Annotated in this window: 23 protein-coding genes; 15 read left to right on the top strand and 8 right to left on the bottom strand. The window is 66.1% G+C overall.

Annotated features, from left to right (window positions below; translation table 11 throughout):
- Window positions 1-173: 173 nt before the first annotated feature.
- The 6 genes from ASE00_RS18340 to ASE00_RS18315 all read left to right on the top strand — a co-directional run bounded on the left by ASE00_RS18340 (window position 174) and on the right by ASE00_RS18315 (window position 4,883).
- Window positions 174-356: a hypothetical protein gene (locus tag ASE00_RS18340; RefSeq protein ID WP_056383020.1), complete on the top strand. Its 183-nt coding sequence runs from the start codon at window positions 174-176 to the stop codon at window positions 354-356.
- Complete coding sequence (locus ASE00_RS18335; RefSeq protein ID WP_056383019.1) at window positions 356-1,036, top strand: nitroreductase; 681 nt, start codon at window positions 356-358, stop codon at window positions 1,034-1,036. The genes ASE00_RS18340 and ASE00_RS18335 overlap by 1 nt, the downstream gene beginning before the upstream one ends.
- A 9-nt stretch (window positions 1,037-1,045) precedes the next feature.
- Window positions 1,046-1,702, top strand: coding sequence for a glutathione S-transferase family protein (locus ASE00_RS18330; protein ID WP_056383017.1), 657 nt, complete (start codon window positions 1,046-1,048; stop codon window positions 1,700-1,702).
- Window positions 1,703-1,784: 82 nt separating this feature from the next.
- Window positions 1,785-2,258 carry a pyridoxamine 5'-phosphate oxidase family protein gene (locus ASE00_RS18325; RefSeq protein ID WP_056383015.1) on the top strand — a complete coding sequence of 158 codons (474 nt, stop codon included), beginning with the start codon at window positions 1,785-1,787 and terminating at the stop codon, window positions 2,256-2,258.
- A gap of 75 nt (window positions 2,259-2,333) precedes the next feature.
- The gene (gene rlmN, locus ASE00_RS18320; protein ID WP_056383014.1) at window positions 2,334-3,545 is read left to right on the top strand and encodes a 23S rRNA (adenine(2503)-C(2))-methyltransferase RlmN; all 1,212 of its coding nucleotides are present in this window, start codon (window positions 2,334-2,336) and stop codon (window positions 3,543-3,545) included.
- A gap of 111 nt (window positions 3,546-3,656) precedes the next feature.
- Window positions 3,657-4,883 (top strand): SAM-dependent methyltransferase, encoded by a 1,227-nt coding sequence (locus tag ASE00_RS18315; protein ID WP_056383012.1) that lies wholly within the window; start codon window positions 3,657-3,659, stop codon window positions 4,881-4,883.
- A 173-nt stretch (window positions 4,884-5,056) separates the two neighbouring features.
- Here ASE00_RS18315 and bdcA read toward each other — a convergent pair whose 3' ends face one another.
- Window positions 5,057-5,770 carry an SDR family oxidoreductase gene (gene bdcA / locus ASE00_RS18310; protein WP_056383010.1) on the bottom strand — a complete coding sequence of 238 codons (714 nt, stop codon included), beginning with the start codon at window positions 5,768-5,770 and terminating at the stop codon, window positions 5,057-5,059.
- A gap of 72 nt (window positions 5,771-5,842) precedes the next feature.
- Here bdcA and ASE00_RS18305 point away from each other — a divergent pair, with 72 nt between their 5' ends.
- Entirely contained in the window at window positions 5,843-6,442 is a 600-nt protein-coding gene (locus tag ASE00_RS18305; RefSeq protein WP_056383008.1) for a TetR/AcrR family transcriptional regulator, read from the top strand.
- A gap of 3 nt (window positions 6,443-6,445) precedes the next feature.
- On the opposite strand, the gene eda is transcribed toward ASE00_RS18305, so the two are convergent.
- The 5 genes from eda to zwf all read right to left on the bottom strand — a co-directional run bounded on the left by eda (window position 6,446) and on the right by zwf (window position 12,305).
- Entirely contained in the window at window positions 6,446-7,060 is a 615-nt protein-coding gene (gene eda, locus ASE00_RS18300; RefSeq protein ID WP_056383006.1) for a bifunctional 4-hydroxy-2-oxoglutarate aldolase/2-dehydro-3-deoxy-phosphogluconate aldolase, read from the bottom strand.
- Entirely contained in the window at window positions 7,057-8,025 is a 969-nt protein-coding gene (locus ASE00_RS18295) for a glucokinase (protein WP_056383004.1), read from the bottom strand. Before ASE00_RS18295 ends, eda begins: the two co-directional genes overlap by 4 nt.
- Window positions 8,026-8,149: 124 nt before the next feature.
- Window positions 8,150-9,970 (bottom strand): phosphogluconate dehydratase, encoded by a 1,821-nt coding sequence (edd, locus tag ASE00_RS18290; protein ID WP_056383002.1) that lies wholly within the window; start codon window positions 9,968-9,970, stop codon window positions 8,150-8,152.
- A gap of 21 nt (window positions 9,971-9,991) precedes the next feature.
- Entirely contained in the window at window positions 9,992-10,696 is a 705-nt protein-coding gene (gene pgl / locus ASE00_RS18285; protein ID WP_056383373.1) for a 6-phosphogluconolactonase, read from the bottom strand.
- A 151-nt stretch (window positions 10,697-10,847) separates the two neighbouring features.
- Window positions 10,848-12,305, bottom strand: a complete 1,458-nt coding sequence (gene zwf, locus ASE00_RS18280; RefSeq protein WP_056383000.1) for a glucose-6-phosphate dehydrogenase — start codon at window positions 12,303-12,305, stop codon at window positions 10,848-10,850.
- A gap of 132 nt (window positions 12,306-12,437) precedes the next feature.
- Between zwf and ASE00_RS18275 the strand changes: the two genes are divergently transcribed.
- From ASE00_RS18275 to ASE00_RS18240, 8 genes are all read left to right on the top strand, one after another.
- Window positions 12,438-13,235: a GNAT family N-acetyltransferase gene (locus ASE00_RS18275; protein ID WP_235538735.1), complete on the top strand. Its 798-nt coding sequence runs from the start codon at window positions 12,438-12,440 to the stop codon at window positions 13,233-13,235.
- Window positions 13,236-13,308: 73 nt separating this feature from the next.
- On the top strand, window positions 13,309-15,366 hold the full coding sequence (locus ASE00_RS18270) for a TonB-dependent receptor (RefSeq protein WP_235538734.1): 2,058 nt from the start codon (window positions 13,309-13,311) through the stop codon (window positions 15,364-15,366).
- Between the two features lie 72 nt (window positions 15,367-15,438).
- Window positions 15,439-16,716 carry a dicarboxylate/amino acid:cation symporter gene (locus ASE00_RS18265; RefSeq protein WP_056382999.1) on the top strand — a complete coding sequence of 426 codons (1,278 nt, stop codon included), beginning with the start codon at window positions 15,439-15,441 and terminating at the stop codon, window positions 16,714-16,716.
- Between the two features lie 150 nt (window positions 16,717-16,866).
- Window positions 16,867-17,976: a sensor histidine kinase gene (locus tag ASE00_RS18260; protein ID WP_056382996.1), complete on the top strand. Its 1,110-nt coding sequence runs from the start codon at window positions 16,867-16,869 to the stop codon at window positions 17,974-17,976.
- On the top strand, window positions 17,973-18,773 hold the full coding sequence (locus ASE00_RS18255; RefSeq protein WP_056382995.1) for a LytR/AlgR family response regulator transcription factor: 801 nt from the start codon (window positions 17,973-17,975) through the stop codon (window positions 18,771-18,773). The genes ASE00_RS18260 and ASE00_RS18255 overlap by 4 nt, the downstream gene beginning before the upstream one ends.
- A gap of 44 nt (window positions 18,774-18,817) precedes the next feature.
- Window positions 18,818-19,678 carry an HpcH/HpaI aldolase/citrate lyase family protein gene (locus ASE00_RS18250; protein ID WP_056382992.1) on the top strand — a complete coding sequence of 287 codons (861 nt, stop codon included), beginning with the start codon at window positions 18,818-18,820 and terminating at the stop codon, window positions 19,676-19,678.
- Window positions 19,679-19,817: 139 nt separating this feature from the next.
- Window positions 19,818-21,884: a PAS domain S-box protein gene (locus ASE00_RS18245; RefSeq protein ID WP_082594837.1), complete on the top strand. Its 2,067-nt coding sequence runs from the start codon at window positions 19,818-19,820 to the stop codon at window positions 21,882-21,884.
- Window positions 21,881-22,507: a response regulator transcription factor gene (locus ASE00_RS18240; protein ID WP_056382990.1), complete on the top strand. Its 627-nt coding sequence runs from the start codon at window positions 21,881-21,883 to the stop codon at window positions 22,505-22,507. Before ASE00_RS18245 ends, ASE00_RS18240 begins: the two co-directional genes overlap by 4 nt.
- A gap of 123 nt (window positions 22,508-22,630) precedes the next feature.
- On the opposite strand, the gene ASE00_RS18235 is transcribed toward ASE00_RS18240, so the two are convergent.
- A complete protein-coding gene (locus tag ASE00_RS18235; protein ID WP_056382988.1) occupies window positions 22,631-24,289 on the bottom strand; it encodes a carboxylesterase/lipase family protein in 1,659 nt (552 codons plus the stop codon).
- A complete protein-coding gene (locus tag ASE00_RS18230; RefSeq protein ID WP_235538733.1) occupies window positions 24,286-25,533 on the bottom strand; it encodes a spinster family MFS transporter in 1,248 nt (415 codons plus the stop codon). Before ASE00_RS18230 ends, ASE00_RS18235 begins: the two co-directional genes overlap by 4 nt.
- Window positions 25,534-25,689: the final 156 nt, after the last annotated feature.

The raw sequence follows: 25,689 nt of genomic DNA, 5'->3' as shown, positions 1-25,689 counted from the left end.
CTCGGTCGCCGCATGCCTGCATGCGAGATGGCGGCGATCAACGCACGCTACACCCTATCACCGCGGCGCGCAAATCACGGCAGACAGGCGAAAAACTTCTGGCGCGTCATGCGCGAAATGCTACCGCTGCGGACAAGGACCCGTGCAGACCATATGACTGGAAGGGGGATAGTATGTCCGGCGACCGTTTCGAACGACACCGCCAGCCCTGGACCCCCGACGAGGTGCAGAAACTCCACACCCTGGCGAAAAAAGGCATGGCGCTGAAGGCGATCGCCAAGGCGCTCAAGCGCAGCGAGGAATCGACCAAGGACCGCGCCAAGGCCGACGGCCTGAACATCGCGAAGCTGCGCTGATGCCGGGCGACAGCTTGTCGTTCAGCGAGACCGTCCGCGCGCGCAGCTCGGTGCGGCGTTTCCGGCCCGATCCGGTGCCCGCGGCGCTGCTTCGCACGATATTAGAAGAAGCGCAGCGCGCGCCGTCCAATTGCAATACCCAGCCCTGGCAGGTGCATATCGTCTCGGGGGCGGCGCGCGACCGGATGGCGGCGGCGCTCGACGCCGCCTGGGTGGCGCAGCGGCTGTCGCCTGATTTCTTCTTCGACGGGCCCGCCTATCCCGGCGTCTATGGTGTCCGCCGCCGCGAACAGGGGATGACCTACCTCCAGGCGATGGGGGTCACGCGTGAGGACCATGCAGGGCGCGACGCCCTGTCGCGGCAGAATCTCGATTTCTTCGGCGCGCCGCATGCTGCCTTCCTGTTCATGCCCGCGATCGGCGATCATGTCCGCGTCGCCGCCGATGTCGGCATGTATGCGCAGACGCTGCTGCTGTCGCTGGTCGCGCATGGTCTGGGCGGGGTGCCGCAGACGATGCTGGGCTTCTTCGGCGACGTGGTGCGCGCCGAACTCGGCATCAGCGAGGATTTCCGGCTGCTGTTCGGCATATCCTTCGGCTATCCCGACCATGACGCGCCCGAGGCCGGCTACCGCATGGAGCGCGCGCCGATAGAGGAAGCTGTGACCTTTCACGACTAGGAGCGTGTCATGCCCCTGAAAATGTACCTTCACCCGCTGTCCTCCTATTGCCAGAAGGCCGAGACCGCCTTCTACGAGAAGGGGATTGCCTTCGAGGTACGCCAGCTGGGCGGAGACGAGCAGGTGGGCAGCGAATTCGCCGCGCTGTGGCCGATCGGCAAATTCCCGGTCATCGATCATGACGGCAAGCTGGTGTTCGATGCCACGTCGATCATCGATTATCTCGACGCGCGCTTCCCGGACGCGCCGCGGCTGATCCCCGACGATCCGCTGATCGCGGCGGACGTGCGCATGTGGGACCGTTTCTTCGACAATTATATCAACTATCCGCAGCAGCGGATCGTATTCGCCGCGATCGGGCGCGAACCGGGCGGCGAGGACATGCTGGCGAAATGGCATGCGGCGTTCGACACCGCCTATGCGGTGCTCGATGAGCATATGCAGGGCCGCACCTGGGCGGCGAGCGAGGATTTCAGCCTCGCGGACTGCGCAGCGGCGCCCGCGCTGCTCTACGCTGACTGGACCTATGCGATCCCGGAGAGGTTCGAAGCGCTGCACGCCTATCGCGCGCGGTTGCTCGCCCGGGCCAGCTATGCCCGCGCGCTCGACGAGGCGCGGCCCTATCGCCACATGTTCCCGCTGGGCGCCCCCGCGGACCGCGACTGAGGGATTCTGCCGCGTCGGCAGGAAATCGCGAAACTCCTGCGGCTTCGCTTCGTTCTTCCGGCCGACAGCCGAGGAGAGAAGCATGTCGGACGCACAGAAGCTCAAGGAACATCTCTGGAAGAAAATGTCGGACGGTCCATTCGTCATGGTCGGTCTTGAGGGCCAGCATGCCGAGCCCCTGACGGTCCAGCTCGACAAGGATCAGGTCGACACGCTGCTGTTCTTCGTCGGCCGCGACAACCGGCTGGTTGCGGGCGGCCGGGCGATGGCGCAGTTCGTGTCGAAGGGGCAGGATTTCTTTGCTTGCCTGTCGGGCACGATTTCGATCGACAACGACCCGGCGCTGATCGACAAGCTATGGTCGAAGCCGGTCGAGGCCTGGTTCCCGGGCGGGCGCAACGACCCGAACCTCACCCTGATCCGCTTCGACATCAACGAAGCCGAACTGTGGGAATCGGACATGTCGCTGACGGGCAAGCTCAAGATGATCTTCGGCGGTAAGATAGACCCCGCTGAAGAAGGCAGCCATGCGAAAGTTGATTCGACGGCGGTATGATGCCTCAGCCGCTCGGCTTTACGTAGCCGGGCGGCCCCCCTGTAAATTCCCGCGCAAATCGCTTATGTGCGCGCCATGAATCACCCGCAGCCCCTGAATTCGATGCCGATTCCCGGCCACATCGACCCTGTGCCGGTTCCGCGCGCGTTCGTGGCGCGGCAGGACGGGCGGATCGATCTGCTCGGGTTGACGCGCGACGACCTGCGCATGGCGCTGGAGACCGCGCAGCTCGAGCCGAAGCAGGCCAAGCTGCGCGCCAAGCAGATCTTCCAATGGATCTATAATCGCGGCGTCACCGAGTTCGCGCTGATGACCGACATCGCCAAGGACATGCGGTCTTGGCTTGAACAGCGCTTCGTCATTTCCCGGCCCGAAGTGGTCGAGGCGCAGGTCTCGTCGGACGGCACCCGCAAATGGCTGCTCCGCTCGGACGACGGGCAGGATTATGAGATGGTGTTCATCCCCGACGCCGACCGGGGAACGCTGTGCGTGTCGAGCCAGGTCGGCTGCACGCTCAACTGCCGTTTCTGCTACACCGGCACGATGCGGCTCGTCCGCAACCTGACCCCGGGCGAGATCGTCGGGCAGGTGATGCTGGCGCGCGACGCGCTGGGCGAATGGCCGTCGCAGCCCGAGGGGCGGATGCTCACCAATATCGTGATGATGGGGATGGGCGAGCCGCTCTATAATTTCGATAATGTCCGCGATGCGCTGAAGCTCGTCATGGACGGCGACGGGCTGGCGCTGTCGAAGCGGCGCATCACCCTGTCGACCTCGGGCGTGGTGCCGATGATGGCGCGCGCGGGCGAGGAGATCGGCGTCAACCTCGCAGTGTCGCTCCACGCGGTGACCAAGGAGGTGCGCGACGAGATCGTCCCGCTCAACCGCAAATATGGGCTGGAGGAGCTGCTCCAGGCCTGCGCCGACTATCCGGGCGCGAACAATGCCCGGCGCATCACCTTCGAATATGTGATGCTCAAGGACAAGAATGACAGCGACGACGACGCGCGCGAGCTCGTCCGGCTGATCAAGAAATATAAGCTGCCCGCCAAGGTGAACCTCATTCCGTTCAACCCCTGGCCGGGCGCGGACTATCAATGCTCCGATCCCGAGCGGATAGCGCGTTTCTCCGACATCGTCTTCAAGGCGGGCATCTCCGCCCCGGTGCGCACCCCCCGCGGCCGCGACATCATGGCGGCGTGCGGGCAACTCAAATCGGCGGCGGAGAAGAAGAGCCGCGCCGAACTCGACCGGCTGGCGGCGGAGAAGCAGGCGGCGCTCGGCTAGACGATTTCCGCTCTGTAGCGGGAGCTACATTTAACGGTTAAATTTGCCCGGCCAAGCATCTTGCATCGCATGACAATCCGGGTCTCTATGCCCTCCAGATGGAGCGCATGAATGTCGTTATTCGATAAGTTCGCCAACCGCCTGTTCAAACGCGGTCAGTTCACGATCATTTTCGCCGATGGCAGCCGCCGGACCTATGGCACTGCCGATCCCGCAGTGAAGCCGGTCACGGTGCGCTTCGCCGACAAGGGTGTCGCGCGCTTCATCGCCAGCAATCCGCATCTGCGCGCCGCCGAGGCCTATATGGACGGTCGGCTGGTGATCGAGCAGGGCGATATCCGCGATCTGATCGACCTGGTCCGCGCCAATGGCAGATGGGAAGATGCGCGCGTCACCCTGCGCGGCACGCTGACCAGCCTGGTCCGCGATCGCATCCGCGCGCGCGTCCAGAGCTTCAATTCGGCGCGCGCGTCCAAGCGCAACGTTGCGCATCACTATGATCTCAACGACCGGCTCTACGACCTCTTTCTCGACGCCGACCGCCAATATAGCTGCGCCTATTTCACCGGTCCCGAGGTCGGGCTCGATCAGGCGCAGGCCGACAAGAAGGCGCATATCGCCGCCAAGCTCAACCTCAAGCCGGGCCTGCGCGTGCTCGACATCGGCTGCGGCTGGGGCGGCATGGCGCTCTATCTGAACCGGGCCGCCGACGTCGACGTGCTCGGCATCACTCTGTCCGAAGAGCAGCTGAAAGTCGCGCGCCAGCGCGCCGAGGCGGCGGGGGTGGCCGACCGGGTCAAGTTCGAACTGATCGACTATCGCGCGCTCGAGGGGCGGTTCGACCGGATCGTCTCGGTCGGTATGTTCGAACATGTCGGCGTGCCGCAATATGAGACATTCTTCCGCAAATGCCGCGACCTCCTCGCCGAGGACGGGGTGATGCTGCTCCACACGATCGGGCGGCTCGGCGTGCCGGGCAAGACCGACGCCTTCACCCTCAAATATATCTTCCCCGGCGGCTATAATCCGGCGCTGTCGGAAATCGTGTCGGCCAGCGAGCCGGCCCGGCTGATCGCCGCCGATGTCGAGACGCTGCGCCTGCACTATGGCATGACGCTCGACCATTGGTACGACCGGACGATGGCGGCGAAGGATGCGATCGTCGCGCTCTATGACGAGCGCTTCTTCCGGATGTGGACCTTCTACCTGGCGGGTGCGCGCGCAGCCTTCATCCACGGCAATCTGTGCAACTATCAGATCCAGTATATCCGCGACCGCCGCGCGACGCCGATCACCCGAGATTATATGCGTGAGGCGGAAAAAGCCCTCCCCCGATAAGCAGGTCGGGACGCGTCAGCGTCCCGCAAGGATCGAAGCCGGTCTACGGACTGCTGGGGGCAGTCCGTAGGCGGAGATCGGCTCGCAAAGCGAGCCGTGGCGGCCGCCCGAGCTTATGCGAGGATAGCCAAGAGCAGCGGATGCTGCCCGCCCGGCGCCTGAGGGCATACAAACTACGCCCCGAAGCCGCCATCGATCGTCTGCATCGACCCCGTGATCATCGCCGCGGCCGGGCTCGCCAGATAGGCGGCGTAGTCAGCGATCTCGTCGGCATGGATATGGCGGCCGATCGCCATGAAGCTGTGCATCAGATCGGCCATCGGGCCGCTGGCCGGGTTCATGTCGGTGTCGACCGGGCCGGGCTGGATCGAATTGACCGTGATCCCGCGCGGCCCGAAGTCGCGGGCGAGGCCGCGGACCATGCCCTGCATCGCCGACTTGGTCATCGCATAGCCCGCGCCCCCGGCGAACGGGATGCGGTCGCCATTGGTGGAGCCGATGATCAGGATACGTCCGCCCTCGGGCATCGCCCGCGCCGCTTCTACCGAGGCGAAGTAGGGGGCGCGGACGTTGACGTCGATCATATGGTCGATCGCGTCGGGTTCGAAGGTCAACGGATCGCCAAGGACAGCGGTGCCCGCGTTGACCAGTAATATGTCGATCGGCCCTTCGGCGGCGACCGCTGCGATCAGCGCGTCGCGGTCGGCGCTGTCGACGCGGACCGCCTTCGCGCCGGTTTCGGCAGCGAGTGTAGCGGCCGCTTCATTCGACCCTGCATAGGTGAAGACGACTTGCGCGCCATCGGCCGCGAAGCGGCGGACGAGCGCGGCCCCGATGCCCCGGCTGCCGCCGAGGATGAGAGCCTTGTGATCGGTGAACTGTGCCATGTTTTGTGTTCCTTTGCATTTCTATAGTAGGTGCTATATAAATGAGCCGAAGCCAATGCAAGGGTTATTATAGTGAGCGCTATAAAAAAAGTTCAGAGCCGGGGCAGACCGCGGGGGTTCGATCCCGACCGGGCGATTGAGACGGCCCAAGCGCTGTTCCAGCAGCGCGGCTATGACGGCGTCGGCGTGGCGGAGATCGGCAGGGCGCTGGGGATTACGCCACCCAGCTTCTACAATGCGTTCGGGAGCAAAGCGGCGTTGTTCGCCAAGGTCCTCGACCGCTACACGAGCGGCTTCGGCCGGTTCGTGCCCGAGGCGCTGGAAGGCGAGGGCGATGCAGCCGCCGCGATCGAGCGGGTGCTGCAGGGCGCGGCCCGGCTCTACGCCGAGCAGGACGGGATTTCCGGCTGTCTGGTGATCGACGGCGCGCGCGGCAGCCAGGATCCCGAGGCGAAGGCGATGACGGCGCGCTGGATGTCCGAGAGCAAGGCTGTGCTCGCGGCCCGGATCGCGCGCGAGATTCCCGACCGCGCAGACGCGCTGGCGTCGCTGGTCGTGACCGCTCTCAAGGGCATGTCGGCGGCGGCACGCGATGGGGCCAGCCGCGACGAGCTCGCCGCCTTCGCGGACATGGCCGCGGCCGGGTTTCGCGCGATCGTCGCGCGGGACTGAGCCTTATCGCGCCGCGAGCGCCACCGCCGCCCGCGCACGGCGTTCGATTTCGACCGGATCGGGCTCGCCCGCCGGCACCACCCAGCTGCCGCCCACGCACAGCACCGCGTCGAGCGCGAGCCAGTCGACCGCGGTCGCCTCGGTGATCCCGCCGGTCGGGCAGAAGCGCGCCTTATAAAGCGGGGCCGCAAGCGCCTTGAGCGCGGGGATGCCGCCATTGGCGGTGGCCGGGAAGAATTTGAAATGGGTCAGCCCCATGTCGAGCCCGCGCATGATGTCGCCGGCATTGGCGGTGCCGGGCAGGAAGGGCAGCTGGGCGGCGATTGCGGCATTGGCGAGCGGCTCGGTGAGCCCGGGCGAAACGAGGAAGCGCGCGCCGGCGTCGACGCTCGCCTTCACGTCGTCTGGGTTGAGCACCGTCCCCGCGCCGACCACCGCGCCCTCGACCTTCGCCATTTCGCGGATCACGTCGAGTGCGCAATCGGTGCGCAGCGTCACTTCCAACGCGGGCAGACCGCCCGCCACCAGCGCCTCGGCGATCGGGCGGGCATGGCGCACGTCATGGACCACGAGCACCGGGATGACGGGAGCAAGGGTCATCACCTGTTCGACGTTCATCGGCTATGTTTCTCCTGAAAGGCGGCGGCGGCGCCCAGCAGCCCGGCTTCGGGGTGGCGGGCGAGGCGGATCGGGAATTGCGCCATGCGGGCTTCGAAGCGCCCTTTGGCGCGGAAGCGATCGTTGAACAACGGGCTCCTCAGCCGTTCCTCGATGCGGTTGGCGAGCCCGCCGGTGATCACCACCGCGTTGGCGCCATGGGCAAGGGCAAGATCGCCCGCGACCGCGCCGAACGCCATCACGAGACGGTCGAGCGCCTGGACCGCCACCGGGTCGCTGCCGTCAGTCGCGCCCGCCCAGATGGCGGCGTCGTCCATCGGCACGATCGGCCGGTGACCGATCAGCGCGATCGTCGCACGGATGTCGGCGAGGGCCGGTCCCGAGACGATCCGCTCGACCGACACGCGGCGATGGCGCTCGCGCATGCGGGCGAGCAGCCTTTCCTCGAAGCCGTCGAGCGCGGCAAAGTCGATATGCCCGCCCTCGGTCGGCACGACGATGTTGCGGCCATCGCGGCGAAGCAGCTGGGCGACGCCGAGGCCGGTGCCGGGACCGATCACGGTGGTGACCCCTTCGGCGGGCAGCGGGCCTTCGGGGCCGCCGACATAAGCGAGTTCATCGGGGTTCAGCACGCCGACCGCCGCTGCCATCGCGGCGAAATCATTGAATAGGTCAAGCTTCTCGACGCCCAGCTCGGCGGCCAGGGTAGCAGGGTGGATCACCCAGTCATTGTTGGTGAAGCGGATCAGCTCGCCCTCGACCGGCCCGGCGATGGCGATGCTCGCAGCGGCGGGCAGGCTGCCGCCCTCATGCTGGGCGAAGGCCGCCCAGGCGTCGGCAAGCCCGCTATGGTCGGCGGTCCGATATTTGCGCGGTTCGCCCAGCGTCGGGCGGCGATCGGCGTGCAGCTCGGCGAGCGCGAAGCGGGCATTGGTGCCGCCCAGATCGACGGTGACGATCTTCATGATGTCAAAGCAATCCGCTCATCCTGAGTAAAGGCTGAGCTTGGCGAAGTCCGCGTCGAAGGACGTCCTTCGAGGCACCACTTCGACGAGCTCAGTGGCTCCTCAGGATGAGCGGAGTAGCTTTTCACAGCCCTGCCGCCGCGAGCATCGCCGATCCGCCGCGCTCGGCGGTGTCGGCGCCGTGGCGCATGAAGGCGAAGAGCTCGCGGCCGGTGCCGCTATGGGCGGGCGGCGGCCCGGCGGGTTCGCGGGCGTCCCACTCGGCGGCGTCGACCAGCGCGCTGATCGAGCCGTCATGGCCGCACAGGCGGACGATGTCGCCGTCGCGCAATCTGGCGATCGGGCCGCCGGCCAGCGCTTCGGGGGTCAGGTGGATCGCGGCGGGCACCTTGCCGCTCGCCCCGGACATACGCCCGTCAGTGACGAGCGCGACCTTGTAGCCCTTGTCCTGGAGGACGCCGAGCGGCGGGGTGAGCTTGTGCAGTTCGGGCATGCCGTTGGCCTGCGGGCCCTGAAAGCGGACGACGACGATCGCGTCGCGGTTCAGCTCGCCCGCCTTGAAGGCGGCGTTGACCTGATCCTGGTCGTCGAACACCCGGCAGGGCGCCTCGATCGTCCAGCGCTCGCGGTCGACCGCGCTGGTCTTGAAGGTGCCGCGCCCGAGATTCCCCTGGACGAGGCGCATGCCGCCGTCGGGCTGGAAAGGGTTGTCATGCGGGCGGAGCATCGTCTCGTCGAGCGAGGCGGCGGGCGCGTCCTCCCAGACCAGCACATCGCCCTCGAGCCGGGGATCCCTGGCATAGGCCGACAGGTCGCTACCGGACACCGTCATGATGTCGCGGTGGAGCAGGCCGCCGTCGAGCAGGGTGGCGATGGTATAGGCCATGCCGCCTGCGGCCTGGAAATGGTTCACGTCGCCCGCGCCATTGGGATAGACCCGTGCGATCAGCGGCACGGCGGCCGAGAGCCGGTCGATATCCTCCCAGTCGATGAGGATGCCCGCCGCGCGCGCGATGGCGGGAAGGTGGATGACATGGTTGGTCGATCCGCCGGTCGCGAGCAGGCCGACCGCTGCGTTGACGATCGCCTTCTCGTCGACGCACAGGCCTAGCGGGCGATAGTCGCCACCGTCCCAGCCGATCTGCGTGAGGCGGTGGACCGCGGCGCGGGTGAGTTCCTGCCGCAGCTTGGTGCCGGGATTGACGAAGGCGGCGCCGGGGATGTGGAGCCCCATCACCTCCATCATCATCTGGTTCGAATTGGCGGTGCCGTAGAAGGTGCAGGTGCCCGCGCCGTGATAGGAGGCGGACTCGGCCTCGAGCAGCTCGGCGCGGCCGACCTTGCCCTCGGCATAAAGCTGGCGGACGCGCTGCTTCTCCTTGTTGGCGAGGCCGGAGGGCATGGGACCCGCGGGCACCAGGATCGTCGGCAGATGGCCGAAGCGCAGCGCGCCGATCAGCAGGCCGGGGACGATCTTGTCGCAGATGCCGAGCAGCGCCGCGCCCTCGAACATGCCATGGCTGAGCCCTACCGCCGTCGACAGCGCGATCGTGTCGCGGCTGAACAGCGACAATTCCATGCCGCGCTGGCCCTGGGTCACGCCGTCGCACATCGCGGGGACGCCGCCGGCGACCTGCGCGGTCGCGCCCGCCTCGCGCGCCCAGACCTTCATCTGCTCGGGGTAGCGGCCATAGGGCTGATGCGCCGACAGCATGTCGTTATAGGCAGTGACGATGCCGATGTTCATCGCCTTGCCCTCGCGAATCGCGGGCTTGTCCTCGCCGCTGGCGGCGAAGCCATGGGCAAGATTGCCGCAGGACAGGTTGGGCCGGTCCACCCCCGAATCGCGCTCGCGCCGGATGAGGTCGAGATAGGCCTGCCGACCGGGGCGCGATCGCTCGACGATCCGGGCCGTGACGGCTTCGACGGCGGGATTCAGGCTCATGTCACATGCTTTCGCTTTGAGCTATTCGCTCCAGTGGATGTCGATTGCCTGGTCCGCATCGGCAAGGACGCGGCCGATCGGCAATGTCGACGACGCGCCATCCTTGATCGCGCGCTCGAGCAGCGTGCGCTTTTCCGCGCCGGTGACGACGAGCATCAACGTGCGCGCCGAGATGATCGCTGCCTTGGTCAGCGTCACCCGGGCGACGGGGGCTTCGGCCGGCATCGGATCGGGCAGCACGCCGACAGCGCGGCGCGCCTTGGGGCCGTTGAGCGCCTCGTCGAGGTCGGGGCCCGCGAAGATCGACGCGGTATGGCCGTCGCCGCCGACGCCCAGCCAGACGAGATCGGGCGGCCAGTGCAGCTCCTGTAGCCGCGCATCGGCAGCCTTGCCGGCCATGCGGTGATCGGCGGCCTTGTCGGTGGTGATCGGCAAGACGCGCGCGCCCTTGGGCAGGAAAGCCTTGGCGATCATCGCGGCGTTGGACAGCGGATCGGTCATCGGCACGAGGCGATCGTCGGTGGGGATGATCGTCACCCGCTTCCAGTCGATCTTCGCCTTGGCGAGCTTCTCGTAGATCGGGACCGGCGTCTTGCCGCCGGGCAGCGCGATCAGCGCCTGGCCGCGCGCGTCGAGCGCCGATTCGATGATGAAACCGACATCGCCCGCCACCGCATCGGCGAGTTCGCCTGCATCATCATAGTCCCACCATTCGGCTTCGATCATCATTCATTTCCTTCCTATTCCTCCCCGGAACGGGGAGGGGGACCGCCGCAAGGCGGTGGAGGGGGCAGCGATCCGGCGCCGCGCTCACCGCTCTCCCCTCCACCATCCTGCGGATGGTCCCCCTCCCCGTTCCGGGGAGGAACTTCAACGCCTAATCATGCCAGGTCACGCCATCGCGCTCGGTCAGCGCGATCGCCGCCGACGGACCCCAGGTACCCGCAGTATAGGGCTTGGGCTTCATAGCATTGGCGTCCCAGCCGTCACGGATCGCATCGACCCATTCCCACTGCGCCTCGACCTCGTCACGGCGCACGAACAAGGTCTGGTCGCCCTCGATCAGGTCGAGCAGCAGGCGCTCATAGGCGATCCGACGGCGCGTGTCGGCGAACGCGTTGGGCATCGAGATGTCGAGCGGCATCTCGCGCAGCCTGATTCCGTTGCGGTCCAGCCCCGGCTCCTTCGACATCAGCAGCAGCCTGATATTCTCGTCGGGCTGCAAACGGATGATCAGCTTGTTGGGTTGCAGCGCCGCGCCCTTCATGTCGAAGATCGAGTGCGGCACGCTCTTGAACTGGATGAAGATTTCGGACTGGCGGCTGGGCAGCCGCTTGCCGGTGCGCAGGTAGAAGGGCACGCCGCGCCAGCGCCAATTGTCGATATGCGCCTTGATCGCGACGAAGGTCTCGGTGTCCGACGCTTTGCCGAGCTCGTCGGCATAGCCGGGCACCGCTCCGCCTGCGACCGCGCCGGGGCCATATTGGCCGATCACGCTGTGCGTGGTGGCGTTGCTCCGGTCGATCGGGCGCAGCGAGCGGAGCACCTTCACCTTTTCGTCGCGGACCGCGGTGGCGTTGAACTGGGCGGGGGGCTCCATCGCCACCAGCGCGAGCAGCTGGAGCATGTGATTCTGGACCATGTCGCGGATCGCGCCCGCACCATCGTAGAAGCTGACCCGGCCTTCGAGGCCGACCGTTTCGGACACGGTGATCTGGACATGATCGATCCCGCCTTCCCGCCAGAGCGGCTCGAAAAGGCTGTTGGCGAACCGCAGTGCGAGCAGGTTCTGGACGGTTTCCTTGCCCAGATAATGATCGATGCGGAAGGTGCGGTCCTCCGGAAAGACCGCCGCGACCGCGTCGTTGATGTGGCGGCTCGAGGCCATGTCGTAGCCGAGCGGCTTTTCGAGGCCGATGCGAACGTTGTCGCCGCCGAGACCCGCCTGCGCGAGCCCGTTTATCGTCGCTTCGAACAGCGAGGGCGCGGTCGACAGGAAGATCGACAGGCCGTTGTCGGTCGAACCCACCGCGCTGGCGAGGGCGGCGAAATCCTCCGCCTTCGAAGCATCGACCGGAACATAGGTGAGTCGCGTCAGGAAATTCGCCAGCGCCGCCTCGTCCAGCCTTTCGGCGGGGACATAGCGGCGCAACGCGGTTTCGGCGAAGGCGCGGAAGGCGGCGTCATCATGGTCGCTGCGCGCGGTGGCGATGATCGCGAGGTTGGCGGGCAGCAAGGCGTCGGCGGCGAGGCCGTAGAGCGATGGCAGCAACATGCGCTGCGACAGGTCGCCGGTGGCGCCGAACAGGAGGAGTTTCTCGCTGGCTGAGGTCACGTGCTTCCCTTTTTGCTGGCCGGTGATCGGATCGCCGCCGTCACGGTTCTGGCGCGCCCTTGTAGCAAAAGCATCGCATCGCGGTAGCTGCGATGTCGCAATGCCGCATTATTCGAATCGCCATCGGTGCAGATGGGGGACGAAGCCATGCCGGAAATGCTCGAAGCGGCCGAACGCCGCCTTGCGGTGCGGCTGGCGTCCAGCCGGGCGGACATCGTTGCGGCGCAGCGGCTGCGCTACGACATCTTCTTCCGCGACATGGGCGCAACCGGATCCGGCCAGCAAGGCGGGCGCGACATCGATCCCTATGACGAGCTCTGCGATCATCTGCTGGTCGAGGATCACGCCCGGCCGGGCAGTCCGGTGGTCGGCACCTATCGCCTGCTGCGTCAAAGCGTCGCCGACGCCCATGCCGGCTTTTATTCGGCGCATGAGTTCGACCTGTCGAGCGTGCTGGCGCATGCGCAGCGCGAAGGCGTCGAACTGCTCGAACTTGGCCGCTCCTGCGTCGATCCCGCCTATCGCGACGCGGGCACGATCCAGCTGTTGTGGCGCGGCATCGCCGATTATCTCCAGCGCCACCGCATCGGCTATATGTTCGGCTGCGGCAGCTTCCCGGGCACCGATCCGGCCGAGCACGCCGAAGGCATGTCGTTGCTCGCGCACGACCACCTCGCCCCGGCTGAACTGCGCGCCCGCGCGATCGGGCGTGACGCGATCCCGCTCGCGGCCTTGCCGATCGGCGGCTATGATCCGCGTCTCGCGCTCCGGCGGCTGCCCCCGCTGATCAAGGCTTATCTGCGCGTCGGCGCCGAACTCGGCGACGGCGCCTTTATCGACCACGCCTTCAACACGATCGACGTGTTCGTCGTGATGCCGGTCGCGCGGATCGCCTCGCGCTATGCGCAGCGGTTCGAGGTCGCCGCTTAGCGGGTCTTTGCGCCGCCGCGCCATCGGGACAACCGGAGATGAAAACAGTTTCCGATTGACGCTTCCGCCCCGCATGGCCATCCGCCGCCGCAAGGCGAAGGGGATGATCATGCGGCATTTTCGATTTCTGTCCGGCGTGGCTTGTATCGCGATCGTTACGGCTCCGGCCTTCGCCGACGCCGGGGATATCGTCGTCACCGGCCAGGGGCTCGCGAATAGCCCCGGCGACGCCGCCTATGACGTGATCAGCATCGACAAGGCGCGGCTCGACCTGTCGGCGAGCGGGCGGATGGAGGATATCCTGCGCGACGCGGCCGGGTTCCAGCAGTTCCGCCGCTCCGACGCGCGCTCGGCACATCCGACCAGCCAGGGCGCGACGCTGCGCGGGCTGGGCGGGAACGCCTCGACCCGGGCGCTGGTCCTGCTCGACGGGGTGCCGATGATCGATCCGTTCGGCGGCTGGATCAGCTGGGCGGCGCTCGATCCGGCGCGGATCGGCCATGTCCGGGTGACCCGCGGCGGCGGCAGCGGCGTCTATGGCGCGGGGGCGCTGGCCGGGACGATCGAGCTGTCGAGCCTCGGGCCCGACGAGGCGAAGCGCGTCAGCGCGGGCATCGCCTATGGCAGCCGCGAATCGATCGACGCCGACGCGACGCTGACCGCGAAGCTGGGCGGCGGCTTCGTCATGCTGTCGGGCGGGCATGCGCGCGGCGACGGTTTCATCCCCGTCGTCGAGGAGGATCGGGGGCCGATCGACCGGGCGGCGCGCTACAAGCAGAGCCGCGCTTCGGCCCGGGCGGTGATCCCGGTCGGCGAGGACACCGAGCTTCAGGCGAACGGGTCGTTCCTGCTCGACCAGCGCGACCGCGGCGTGCCCTTCACCGGCAACGCCAATCTGGCGGTCGACAGCTCGGTCCGGCTGGTCGGCCGGGGACCCTGGCAATGGGAGGCGAGCGCCTGGCTCCAGCATCGCGAATTTTCGAGTGGCTTCGCCAGCATCGGCGCGGGCCGCGCGACCGTCAGCCAGTCGCTCGACCAATATAACGTCCCCGCCAACGGGCTTGGCGCGCGGATGGAAATTCGCCCGGCGCTGGGCGAGGCGATCCAGCTGCGGCTGGGCGGCGACGTCCGCCACGTCAGCGGGCGGACCGAGGAGCGCGTGATCGCGACCAATGTCGGCCGCGTGGCAGGCGGCACGCAGGATATTTATGGCGGCTTCGCCGAACTGGCGCTGCTGCCCCTCGACGGGGTGACGCTCACCGCGAGCGGCCGGGTCGATCATTGGGCGCTGAGCGATGGGCGGCGGACCGAGATCAACCGCAATACCGGCGCGTTCGTCGCGGCGAATACGGCGCGCTACCCCGATCGTTCGGGCACCGAGGCGACCGGGCGCGCGGGAATCGCCTGGAACCCGCCGGGTGCCTCGGCGATCACCCTGCGCGCGGCGGCCTATACCGGCTGGCGGCTGCCGACGCTCAACGAACTCTATCGTCCATTCCGCGCGGGCAATGACTCGACCGTGGCCAATCCGGCGCTCGATCCCGAACGGGTGAAGGGCATCGAGGGAGGCCTGTCCTTCCAGCCGATCGCGAACTGGCGGATCGCGGCGACGCTTTTCTGGAACCGGCTCGACGACGCCATTTCGAACGTCACCATCGCGCCCAACACGCGCCAGCGGCAGAATGTCGACGCGATCCGCAGCCGCGGCGTCGAGGTCGAGGGCTTCGCGACGCTGGGCGACTGGCGGCTCCACGCCAGCTATTCGCACATCGATCCGCGCGTCCGGTCGAGCGGCGCGGCCGTAGCGCTCGACGGGCTGCGCCCGGCGCAGACCCCGCGCGACCAGGCGAGCGCCACCGTCGAGTGGAACCGGCCCGGCCTCGTCAGGGTCGGCGCGACCGTCCGCTACATCGGCGCGCAATATGAGGATGACCAGAACAGCCGCCGCCTCGACGATGCGTTGACGGTCGACGCGGTGGCGTCGGTGCCGCTGGGCCGGGGCCTGACCGCCGAGCTGCGCGCCGAGAATATCGCGAACAAGCGGGTCGAAGCTACGGTGGGCGCGGACGGTACGGTCGAGCGCGCGACGCCGCGGACCTTGTGGGCGGCGCTCAGATACGAACTGCGGTAGGTAAACTCCCCTCCCTTGGCAGGGAGGGGGGACTAGGGCATCCTCCACCCATCAGCAGGGAGGGGGCCAGCTATGATCATCGACGGCGACACCATGATTCCGGTTCGCCCCCCCTTTTGGCGGTCGCTCTATGCGCAGGTGCTGGTCGCGATCGTGCTGGGCATCGCCCTCGGCGCCTTTGCCCCGGACATCGCCACCCAGCTGAAACCGCTCGGCGACGCCTTCATCAAGCTGGTGAAGATGATCATCGCCCCGGTGATCTTCCTGACCGTCGTCACCGGCATCGCCGGTCTGCGTGACCTCGGCGAACTGGGGCGGGTCGCGGTCAAGACCTTCGGCTATTTCCTCGTCCTGTCGACCTTCGCGCTGATCGTCGGGCTGATCGTCGCCAATGTCGTCCAGCCGGGGGCGGGGATGCACATCGCGCCCGCCTCGCTCGATACCAGCCATATCGCCGAATATGCCGAAAAGGCGCACGACCAGACGCTGACCGGCTTCCTGATGAACATCATCCCCGCGACGCTGGTATCGGCGCTGGCCGAGGGCGAGATTCTCCAGGTGCTGTTCGTCGCGATCCTGTTCGGCATCGCGCTGTCGCTGAGCGGCGAGCGCGCCGCGCCGGTGCTCGACCTGCTCGAGCGGCTGACGGCGGTGGTGTTCCGGCTGGTCGGGATATTGATGAAGGCCGCGCCGATCGGGGCGTTCGGGGCAATGGCCTTCACCATCGGCAAATTCGGGATAGGCACGCTCGCCAATCTCGGCGGGCTGATCCTGTGCTTCTACCTGACCGCGCTGGCCTTCATCGTCCTCGTGCTCGGGGCGGTATCCTGGGCGGCGGGCTTCTCTATCTTCAGGCTGATCACCTATCTGAAGGACGAGCTGTTGCTCGTGCTCGGAACCTCTTCGTCCGAGAGCGCGCTGCCCAACCTCGTCGCCAAGATGGAGATGGCGGGGTGCGACAAGCCTGTGGTCGGCCTCGTCGTGCCCACCGGCTATTCGTTCAACCTCGACGGCACCAACATTTACATGACGCTGGCGGCGTTGTTCATCGCCCAGGCCTGCGACGTCGATCTGTCGCTGGGCGAGCAGATCAGCCTGCTGCTCGTCGCGATGATCTCGTCGAAGGGCGCGGCGGGGGTCACCGGCGCGGGGTTCATCACCCTGGCGGCGACACTGTCGATCGTCCCCTCGGTGCCGGTCGCGGGCATGGCGCTGATCCTCGGCATCGATCGCTTCATGAGTGAGTGCCGCAGCCTCACCAATTTCATCGGCAATGCGGTGGCCACGGTAGTGATCGCCCGCTGGGAAGGCGCGCTCGATCGCGAGAAATTGAAGGCGGCGCTGGGGTAAGGGAATAGGTCATCCTGAACTTGTTCAGGATCCATTCCTCCACCCGAGAGCGCTCTCCCGGGGCACGGCGGATCCGGAAACAAGTTCAGGATGACGTTGGAAAAGAGGCGAGGTTTGGAAACTTCTCCTCCATCCTCTAAGACTCACCTCATGCCTTTCGTTCCCCTTGGCCAGAAACCCTTCTTCGACGACAAGAACCACGCCTTCTGGGTGCTCCAGTCGGCGGGGTGGACCGGCTATTTCGTGCTGCGATCGCTGGGCGGCCTTGCGAACAATATGGGTCTGCTGTTCGTCGTTCCGACCGCGCTGACCACCGCGACGGGCTATTCGCTGACGCTGCTGATGGCGTCGGCCTATCGCCGGCTGATCCAGCAGAGGCCGATCATCACCTGGTCGCTGTCGATCCCGATCCTGATCATCGCCGCCGCGATCTTCTCGTCGATCGAGACCTGGGCGCATGCGACCTTCTACCGGCCCGAGGAAATGCCGGTCGGCATCCAGTTCTTCGGCGCGATCCTGCTCGATTTCTCGCTGCTCGCGGCCTGGTCGGCGCTCTATTACGGAATCAACTTCTACCTGCTGCTCGAACAGCAGAGCGACCGCGTCGAGCGGCTGGAAAGCCAGGCCTCGTCGGCACAGCTGGCGATGCTGCGCTATCAGCTCAACCCGCATTTCCTGTTCAACACGCTCAATTCGATCTCGACGCTGGTACTGCTCAAGGAAACCCAGCGCGCCAACGCGATGCTGTCGCGCCTGTCTTCCTTCCTGCGCTACACGCTGGCCAACGAGCCCGAGGGCACGGTGAGCCTCGCCCAGGAGATCGAAACGCTCAAACTCTATCTCGATATCGAGAAAATGCGCTTCGAGGACCGGCTGCGCGCCGGGTTCGACATCGACCCGGCCGCTTTGGAAGCGCGGTTGCCGTCGCTGCTGCTCCAGCCGCTCGTCGAAAATGCGATCAAATATGCGGTGACGCCGCAGGAGGAAGGTGCCGACATCAATGTCGCCGCGCGGCTGCAGGGCGTGGAACCGGATCGCCGTTTGATCATTTCGGTAACGGACACGGGGCCCGGGTTGACCGATGGCATGCAACGCCCCACCTCTTCTACCGGCGTCGGTCTGGCGAATATTCGCGACAGACTGGCGCAGGCCTATGGCACGGACCAGCGTTTTGAGGTCCAGACTGGCCGGGAGGAAGGCTTTGGTGTCGTGATCGACATCCCCTTCCAGTCCGCGAAACAGCGCAAGGATAGTGCATGACGATCCGAACCATTCTCGTCGATGACGAGCCGCTGGCCATTCAGGGCCTTCAATTGAGGCTGGCGCCGCACGAGGATGTCGAAATCATCGAAACCTGCCTGAACGGCCGTGAGGCCATCAGGGCGATCAAGACCCACAAGCCCGATCTGGTCTTCCTCGACATCCAGATGCCGGGTTTCGACGGCTTTTCGGTCATTCAGGGACTGATGGAAGTCGAACCGCCGCTGTTCGTGTTCGTCACCGCCTATCAGGACCATGCGATCCGCGCCTTCGAGGCGCAGGCGATGGATTATCTGCTCAAGCCTGTCGACGAGCAGCGGCTGGCGGACACGCTCGACCGGGTCCGTCAGCGGCTGGCCGAGAAGCGCGGTGTCGAGGAAGCCGGCCGGCTCAAGGGCGTGTTGCAGGAAGTGGCGCCCGATGCGGCCGAGACATTGGCCGAGGGTGATGACGCGCCGGCATCGAACCGCTTCGAAAAGCTGATCAACATCAAGGATCGCGGCAAGATATTCCGCGTCGACGTCGATTCGATCGAGCGGATCGATGCCGCCGGCGATTATATGTGCATCTACACCGGCGACAACACGCTGATCCTGCGCGAGACGATGAAGGATCTCGAGAAGCGGCTCGATCCGCGCCGCTTCCAGCGCGTTCACCGCTCGACGATCGTCAATCTCGACCTCGTCCGCCAGGTCAAGCCGCATACCAACGGCGAATGTTTCCTGGTGCTCGATTCGGGCGCGCAGGTGAAGGTCAGCCGGTCGTATCGGGAAGTCGTGGCGCGCTTCGTGCATTGATCGGCACATTCCCCCCCGGTACGGGGAGGAATAGGAGTTCGATCATGACTATCCGCCCCCGCCGCAGCGCGCTCTACATGCCTGCCTCGAACCTCCGCGCGATCGAGAAGGCGCGGAGCCTGCCGTGCGACGTGGTGATCTTCGACCTCGAGGATGCGGTGGCACCCGAGGCGAAGGAGGCGGCGCGCGCCAATGCGGTCGCGGCGGTGCGCGCGGGCGGCTTCGGCGACCGTGAACTGGTGATCCGCGTCAACGCGCTCGGCACCCCTTGGGCCGAAGAGGATCTCGCCGCGGCGGCGGAATCGGGCGCGCATGCCGTGCTTGCGCCCAAGGTCGGCGATGCCGAAACGGTGCAGGCCTATCAGGCCGCGCTCGCAAGAGCGCCGGCCGGGACCGGATTCTGGGCGATGATCGAGGCGGCGCGGGCGATCTTCCGGCTCGACGCGATCGCGTCGGCTATGGCGGCGGCCCGGCCTGGCGCCTTCGTGCTGGGCACCAACGACCTGGCCAAGGAGATGGGCGCCGCGCTGACCGTGGAACGCACCCCCTTTCTGGGTATGATGGCGCTCGCCGTGGCGGCGGCCAAGGGGCATGGGCTGGCGATCCTCGACGGCGTCTACAACGCGTTCGAGGACGATGCCGGGCTCGAACGGCAATGCGCCGAGGCCAAGGCCTATGGCTTCGACGGCAAGACGCTGATCCATCCGCGCCAGATCGAAGGCGCAAACCGGGGGTTCAGCCCCTCGGCGGCGGAAATCGCCTGGGCCGAGGCGGCGATGGCGGGCTTCGCCGCGCCTGAAAATGCCGGCAAGGGCGCGATCCGCGTCAATGGCGAGATGGTCGAGCGGCTCCATCTCGTGCAAGCCGAGCGGATTTTGTCGATCTCCGGAAAAACGCTAGGCTAGAGATTGTCCGCCGCGCGGTAAAGGCCGTAAATCTGCGGCATTTCCGGCCTTGCCCCGGCTGATAGAAACGGTTGATTCGGTCCCGGTGCCGGCAAGGGAGGGTCAGACGCGCGTCTCGAAGCTTCTGTTGCGCACCCGCATGCGAATGGCGGTCGACCGGCGGACCGCCGGCCTGTCGCTGCTGTTCGCCATCGTCATCATGTGGGTCGTGATCGAAGCCGCGATGATGCCGCCGCTGCTGCTCGATGCCCGGCAGGGTATGTTCGTGCTGCTGCTGATGCTGGCAGGGGGGCTGGCAGGCGCGGCGCTGATCTGGTCGTGGCGGACGCAGCCGCATATCCAGTTGCGCTTCGCGCGGCGCGAGCTGGTCGACGCGGTCGAGCTGGCGGCTGTGATGATCATCGACGACCAGGATATCATCCGCCACTGGTCGCGCGGCTGCGAAGAGCTTTATGGCTGGCGCGCCAGCCAGGCGATCGGGCGCAAACGGAGCGTCCTGTTACATACCCAGACGCCGGACAGCATGGAAGCGCTATGGCGGCGGCTGCGCGAGGAGGGGCGGCTGCACACCGAGGTGATCGAGCGGCATCGCGACGGCGATGAATTGGTGATCCACGACCATGCCAAGCTGTTCGACCACGGCAATGGCCGGGTTTCGGCGGTGATCGCGGTGACCGACGTCACCGAGTGGCGCAAGGCCGAAGCGGCGTTGCGCCTGAGCGAGGCGCGGCTGGCCACCGCGGTCTCGGTGCAGGGCATCTTCATTTATGAAATCGACCTGCTCGCCGGGCGGACGATCTGGACGACGCGCAGCGAGGCCTTTTTCGGCCGGCCCCTGGTCGATCCCGATCCGGCCTCGCCCGAGACGATGGATTCGGAACATTATCTGCAGATCAGCAAGGTGATCGAGACGGTCAAGCGGACGGGCGAGGATCGCTGCCATTTCGACTTCACCTTCCATTATCCCGACGGCAGCGAACGCCTGGCCGAAGGCTGGGCGCGGATCATCCGCGACGGGGCCGGCCGGCCGGTGCGTATGCTCGGCACCCATCTCGACGTCACCGAGCGCCGCCAGCGCGAACAGGCGCTACGCGATGGCGAGGCCGAACGGCGGGCGATTCTCGCCACTGTGCCCGACGCGATCTTCGTGTGCACCGAGCGCGGCATCGTCCGCGCCTGCAGCGCCACCGCCTGCGAACTGTTCGGCTATGCCGAGGAGGAACTGGTCGGCCGCAACATGCTCGACCTGTTCCAGGACGGCCGCAGCCTCGCGGCGCTGCGCCGCGACCTGAAGGCTGCGATCAAACAGGGTCCCGATGCCCGGTGGCCGCTGCCGATGAACGTCCGCCGCGCGGACGGTACGCTGGTGCCGACCTCCTTCGTGATCGGCGATGCGATGGTGGAGGGAACCCGCATGTACGTCGTGTGCGGCCGTGATATGCGCCCGACGATCGCTACCGAGGAGCGCTTCCACCGGCTGAGCAACGATCTCGCCCAGGTCTCCCGCCTCGGCATGATGGGCGAAATGGCTGGCGCGCTGGCGCATGAGCTGAGCCAGCCGCTGTCGGCGATCGTCAACTTTCTCGGCGCAGCCGACCTGATGCTGGAGGGCGGCGCGGCTGCGGACAGCGAGCGGCTGCGCAACGCCATCCACCGCGCCAGCGAGCAATCGACCCGCGCCGGCGAGATCATCCGGCGGCTGCGTGCCTTCATCCTGCGCGGCGAGGCGGACATGCGCGCCGAACATGTCACCAGCCTGATCCGCGAGGCGGCGGCGCTGGCGCTGTTCAACACGAGCAGTTTCGGCGTACGGCTGGCCTATGATTTCGAAAGCGAGGAGCGGCTGGTGCTGGGTGATCGCATCCAAATTCAGCAGGTTCTGGTGAACCTGATCCGCAACGCCGCCGACGCGATGGCCGCGCATGGCGGCGCCCGGCGCGAATTGCTGATCCAGACGATGATGGCGAGGGACAATTTGATCGAGATTGCGGTGCGCGATTCGGGGCCGGGCATAGCCCCCGAGATGCTCGAACGGCTGTTCAGCCCCTTCGCCACGACCAAGCGTGAGGGGCTGGGCTTTGGCCTTGCCATCTCGCGCCGTATCGTCGAGGCGCATGGTGGTCAGCTGTCGGCGGCGGCGGCGCCCGATGGGGGCGCCGTGTTCCGTTTCACCCTGCCGGTGATGGAGGAGGAGGGGCCGCGATGATCACGAGGCATGTCTATATCGTCGACGACGACGACGGCCTGCGCCAGTCGGTCGAGGTGCTGCTCGACGTCGCTGGCGGCTTCGTCACCTCGTCCTTCGCCTCGGGCGAAGCCTTTCTCGAACAGGTGCCGCGCGCCGAGGGCGGTTGTGTGCTGCTCGACCTCAACATGCCCGGCCTGAACGGTCTGGAGGTGCTGCGGCGGCTGCAGAAGATGGACGGCCGCTTCGAGACGATCCTGCTCACCGGGCAGGGCGACATCGGCGTCGCGGTCGAGGCGATGAAATCGGGGGCGATCGATTTCATCGAGAAGCCCTATGACAACCGGTTGCTGCTCAACGCGCTCGAGAACGGCTTCGCGCGGATCGAGAATCGCGAGAAGGAGGTCAGCGCGATCCAGGTCGCGCGCGAGAATATCGAGAAGCTCACCCCGCGCGAGCGCGATGTGCTGCTCGGCCTGATCGACGGCAAGGCGAACAAGATCATCGCCTATGAACTCGACATCAGCCCCCGCACCGTCGAGATCTATCGCGCGAACCTGATGGACAAGCTGGGCGTGCGTAGCGTCGCGGAGGCCGTGCGCATCGCCTTCGCCTCGGGGCTGGTCCCGGTATTTCCGGGATAGGGAATCCACGCCGGCGCCGCACGTTGGGGGTAAGGCCGGCGACGTTCGTTGACGTCAGGCCGCGAGCGTCGCCGAAGTGCTGGATCGATCTGAGGAAAGGCTAGCAGAAATCGGGGCCGCTTCTCAAGGTTCGGGGGCGCACGGCGCTGACGGCTTCGGCAGGACGGGCGCGATCGATCCGGCGCGCCAGTTCCATGTCTGGGCGCCACTGGCCTTTCGGCGGCACATGACCTGCTCATGCAATTCGTACATGCCCGGCATGAGCCGCCGCAAGAGATTGGGCACGCCGGCGAAATGCATATAGGCGTGGCCGGGCGCGAAGCTTTCCCAAGCCGGCCCTCGGGCAGCCACGGGTCTGCCGCTGCGCGCGAAGCTCGACCAATAGTCCAGCATGGCGGCGGAAATGTCTCGTTCCCCCGCCGTGTCCGGGATTGCCGGCCACTCCGGCGGCGTGCTGCGCAGCGTCCCGAATACGAAAGGCACTTCGCTCGCATGAAATGCCGCCATATTGGCCGCAATCTGGCTGGGGGTGCTGTGGTCGAAATAGTAAAGATATGATGGCTGGCCGACTGCGGCCTGCTTGCGAACCAATCTTTCAGCCGCCCAGCCGAAAACGACGTCCCGCGCCGCGGCGAGGCGGGTTTCGTCGGCTTCCCGGGCGGGATAAAATTTCAGATAGGAATCGGCGAGGTCGCCATAGCGCCGCCTGATATCGTCAACATAGGCTTCGGCAGATATGGGCAACGGCGCAAGCAGAAAGCGGAGCGTCCGCACTTCGCCGCTATTATATCCCGCGATCAACGGAACGCGCGCCTGCTCACCCCGGTCGAACGTGTCGACCAACTGGCGGGGCAGAATTTTGCCATCGATCGTGCCGTAAGGGAGATAGCCTGTCGTGCTGACCTTCCGGAGAAGGCTTTCGGCATCGATCGCCCGCATGGCGGCGATTCCGTTCGCGCCAATTTTCCTGGCTACGTCGGCGCCGATGGCCTCGGCCGATTGTTCTTCATATCTCGCTGTCCGCAATTCGGGCATGGTGAAGAGGTAGCCGCTTTGCACGATCGCCTTGTCGAACAGTCCCCGCGCCGGTGGCGATGCCAGCAGATATTCGGTGCTGAGAGCGCCGGCTGACTCCCCGAATATCGTTACCTTCCGCGGGTCCCCGCCGAACGCGGCGATATTCTCGCGCACCCAATGCAGGGCGGCAATCTGGTCGAGCAGCCCATAATTTCCCGAAACATTGTCGGCCGACTCCTTGCTGAGGTCGGGATGGGCCAGATAGCCGAAAACGCCGAGCCGATAGTTGATCGAGACGAGCACGATCCCGCGTCTCGCAAACTCCCGGCCCGCATATATGGCGGAATGCCCCGTTCCCCAGATCAGCGTTCCGCCATGGATCCACACCATCACCGGGGCCTTTCGAGCGTTGGGAGGCGCGGTCACGTCCAGAGTCAGGCAATCCTCGCTCATCCGCATCTGCCCGCGATCGTAGATCCCTGGCGTCATGGGCGGTTGCATGCAGGCCACGCCGGCTTGTTGCGCGGCACGCACACCGTCCCAGCGGGGCATGGCAACCGGTGGACGCCAGCGGCGCGCGCCGGTCGGCGGCAGGGCGTAGGGGATTGCGCGGAACACGGACATGCCGTCCTCGCGAACGCCGCGCAGCTTCCCGGCCGGCGGGTTCGCCACCGGCGCCGCATCCTCCCCGGCACGCACGGGAATTGCACCCCCCAGCGCGCACATGAGACAGACGGCCACGGCAGACAGGAGAAAGCCTCTCATGATTTGGATCCTTCCGGATGGGAACGGTTGATCAGGCGCGCGAGCGCGAAATACAGGGCGGCCGCGATCACATACATCGGCACCAATGCAAGAAAGGCCGTTTGGAGGGCATGAGCACCCTGTGTCGGGCGGAAATAGTCGCTGACCGATCCGACATAGGTCGGGCCCAGGCCGAGACCGATGAAATTCATGACGAGCAACAGCAAGGCGCCCGAAATCACACGCTGATCCGGCCGGACTTCGTCCTGTACGAAGGTCACGGTGGCAGACAGAAAGAAGTAGTTCAGGAACATCGGAACGATCAAGAAAAGCAGCGCGATTTCCCAGCGTTCCGACCAGACGAAACCGAGGAAGAAGGGCAGCGCAAGCAGGAGGGACGCCGCGGGAATCATCGCATAGGCCGATCGCGAACGCCCGCCGAACTTGTCGATGAGCCGACCCGAGGTAAAGATTCCCGCGCTCATGCCGATGCCGACGACGAGGGCGTACCAGACCGCCACCTGTCCCAGCTCCATGCCCTTCTCTCGCATCAGGAACAGCGTGGCGAAGTTGCTGATCCCATAGGTAATGAAGTTTGCGGCGCCGCTTGCCAGGGCGGCGAGCAGCAACAGGGGGTTGGCGAAAAAGGATTGAACGGTTTCGACGAAACCAGCCTGTCCGATCTGCCCTTCACGCATCGCACGAGGCGCGTCGAACTGGCCGCGCGGCGGTTCCGCGATCGTCCAATATACGACTATGGCCGTGACCACGCCGATCGCTCCGATGACGTAGAAGGGAACGCGCCAGTCATATGTCGCGGCCAGGTAAGCCCCGAACGCCACGCCCAAGGCGGAACCCAAGGGTGGTCCGAGATTGAAGATTGCCATCGCCGTGCCCCGGCGTTCGCGCGCAAAATAATCGGAGATGATGGCATAGGAGGGCGGGACTCCTCCAGCTTCCCCCACGCCCACGGCCATGCGCGCGAAGACAAGTTGGACATAATTGCCGGCCATACCGCAGGCCGCAGTCGCCAAGCTCCACAACGCACAGGCGACCGACAGGACTTTCACGCGGTTTGTCCGGTCGGCGAGCCAGCCCACGGGGATCGCGATGAAGCAATAGAAAAGCGCAAAATATAAGCCGGTGATCTTGCCGAGCTGGCTGTCGGTGATGGCCAGTTCATCCTGGATCGGCTTCGCCAGGATCGAGATCAGCTGCCGGTCGAGAAAGTTGAGTACGTAGACGAAGCATAACAGACCCAGCACGAATCCCGGGCTGCTTCCCCGATGGGTCGCGCGCGCCGGCGTGCCGTCGGGGGATGTCTCAGTGGCCATGTTTCACGTCCTTCTCTCCCATCGACCGGCCTCATGCGTGACGCTTATCCGTCCCGGCAGCCTTGCCTTCTGTGAAGGCGGTTCGCG

The sequence above is a fragment of the Sphingomonas sp. Root710 genome, assembly GCF_001429065.1.
GTDB lineage: Bacteria > Pseudomonadota > Alphaproteobacteria > Sphingomonadales > Sphingomonadaceae > Rhizorhabdus.
This window is presented reverse-complemented; position numbering and strand designations above follow the sequence as displayed.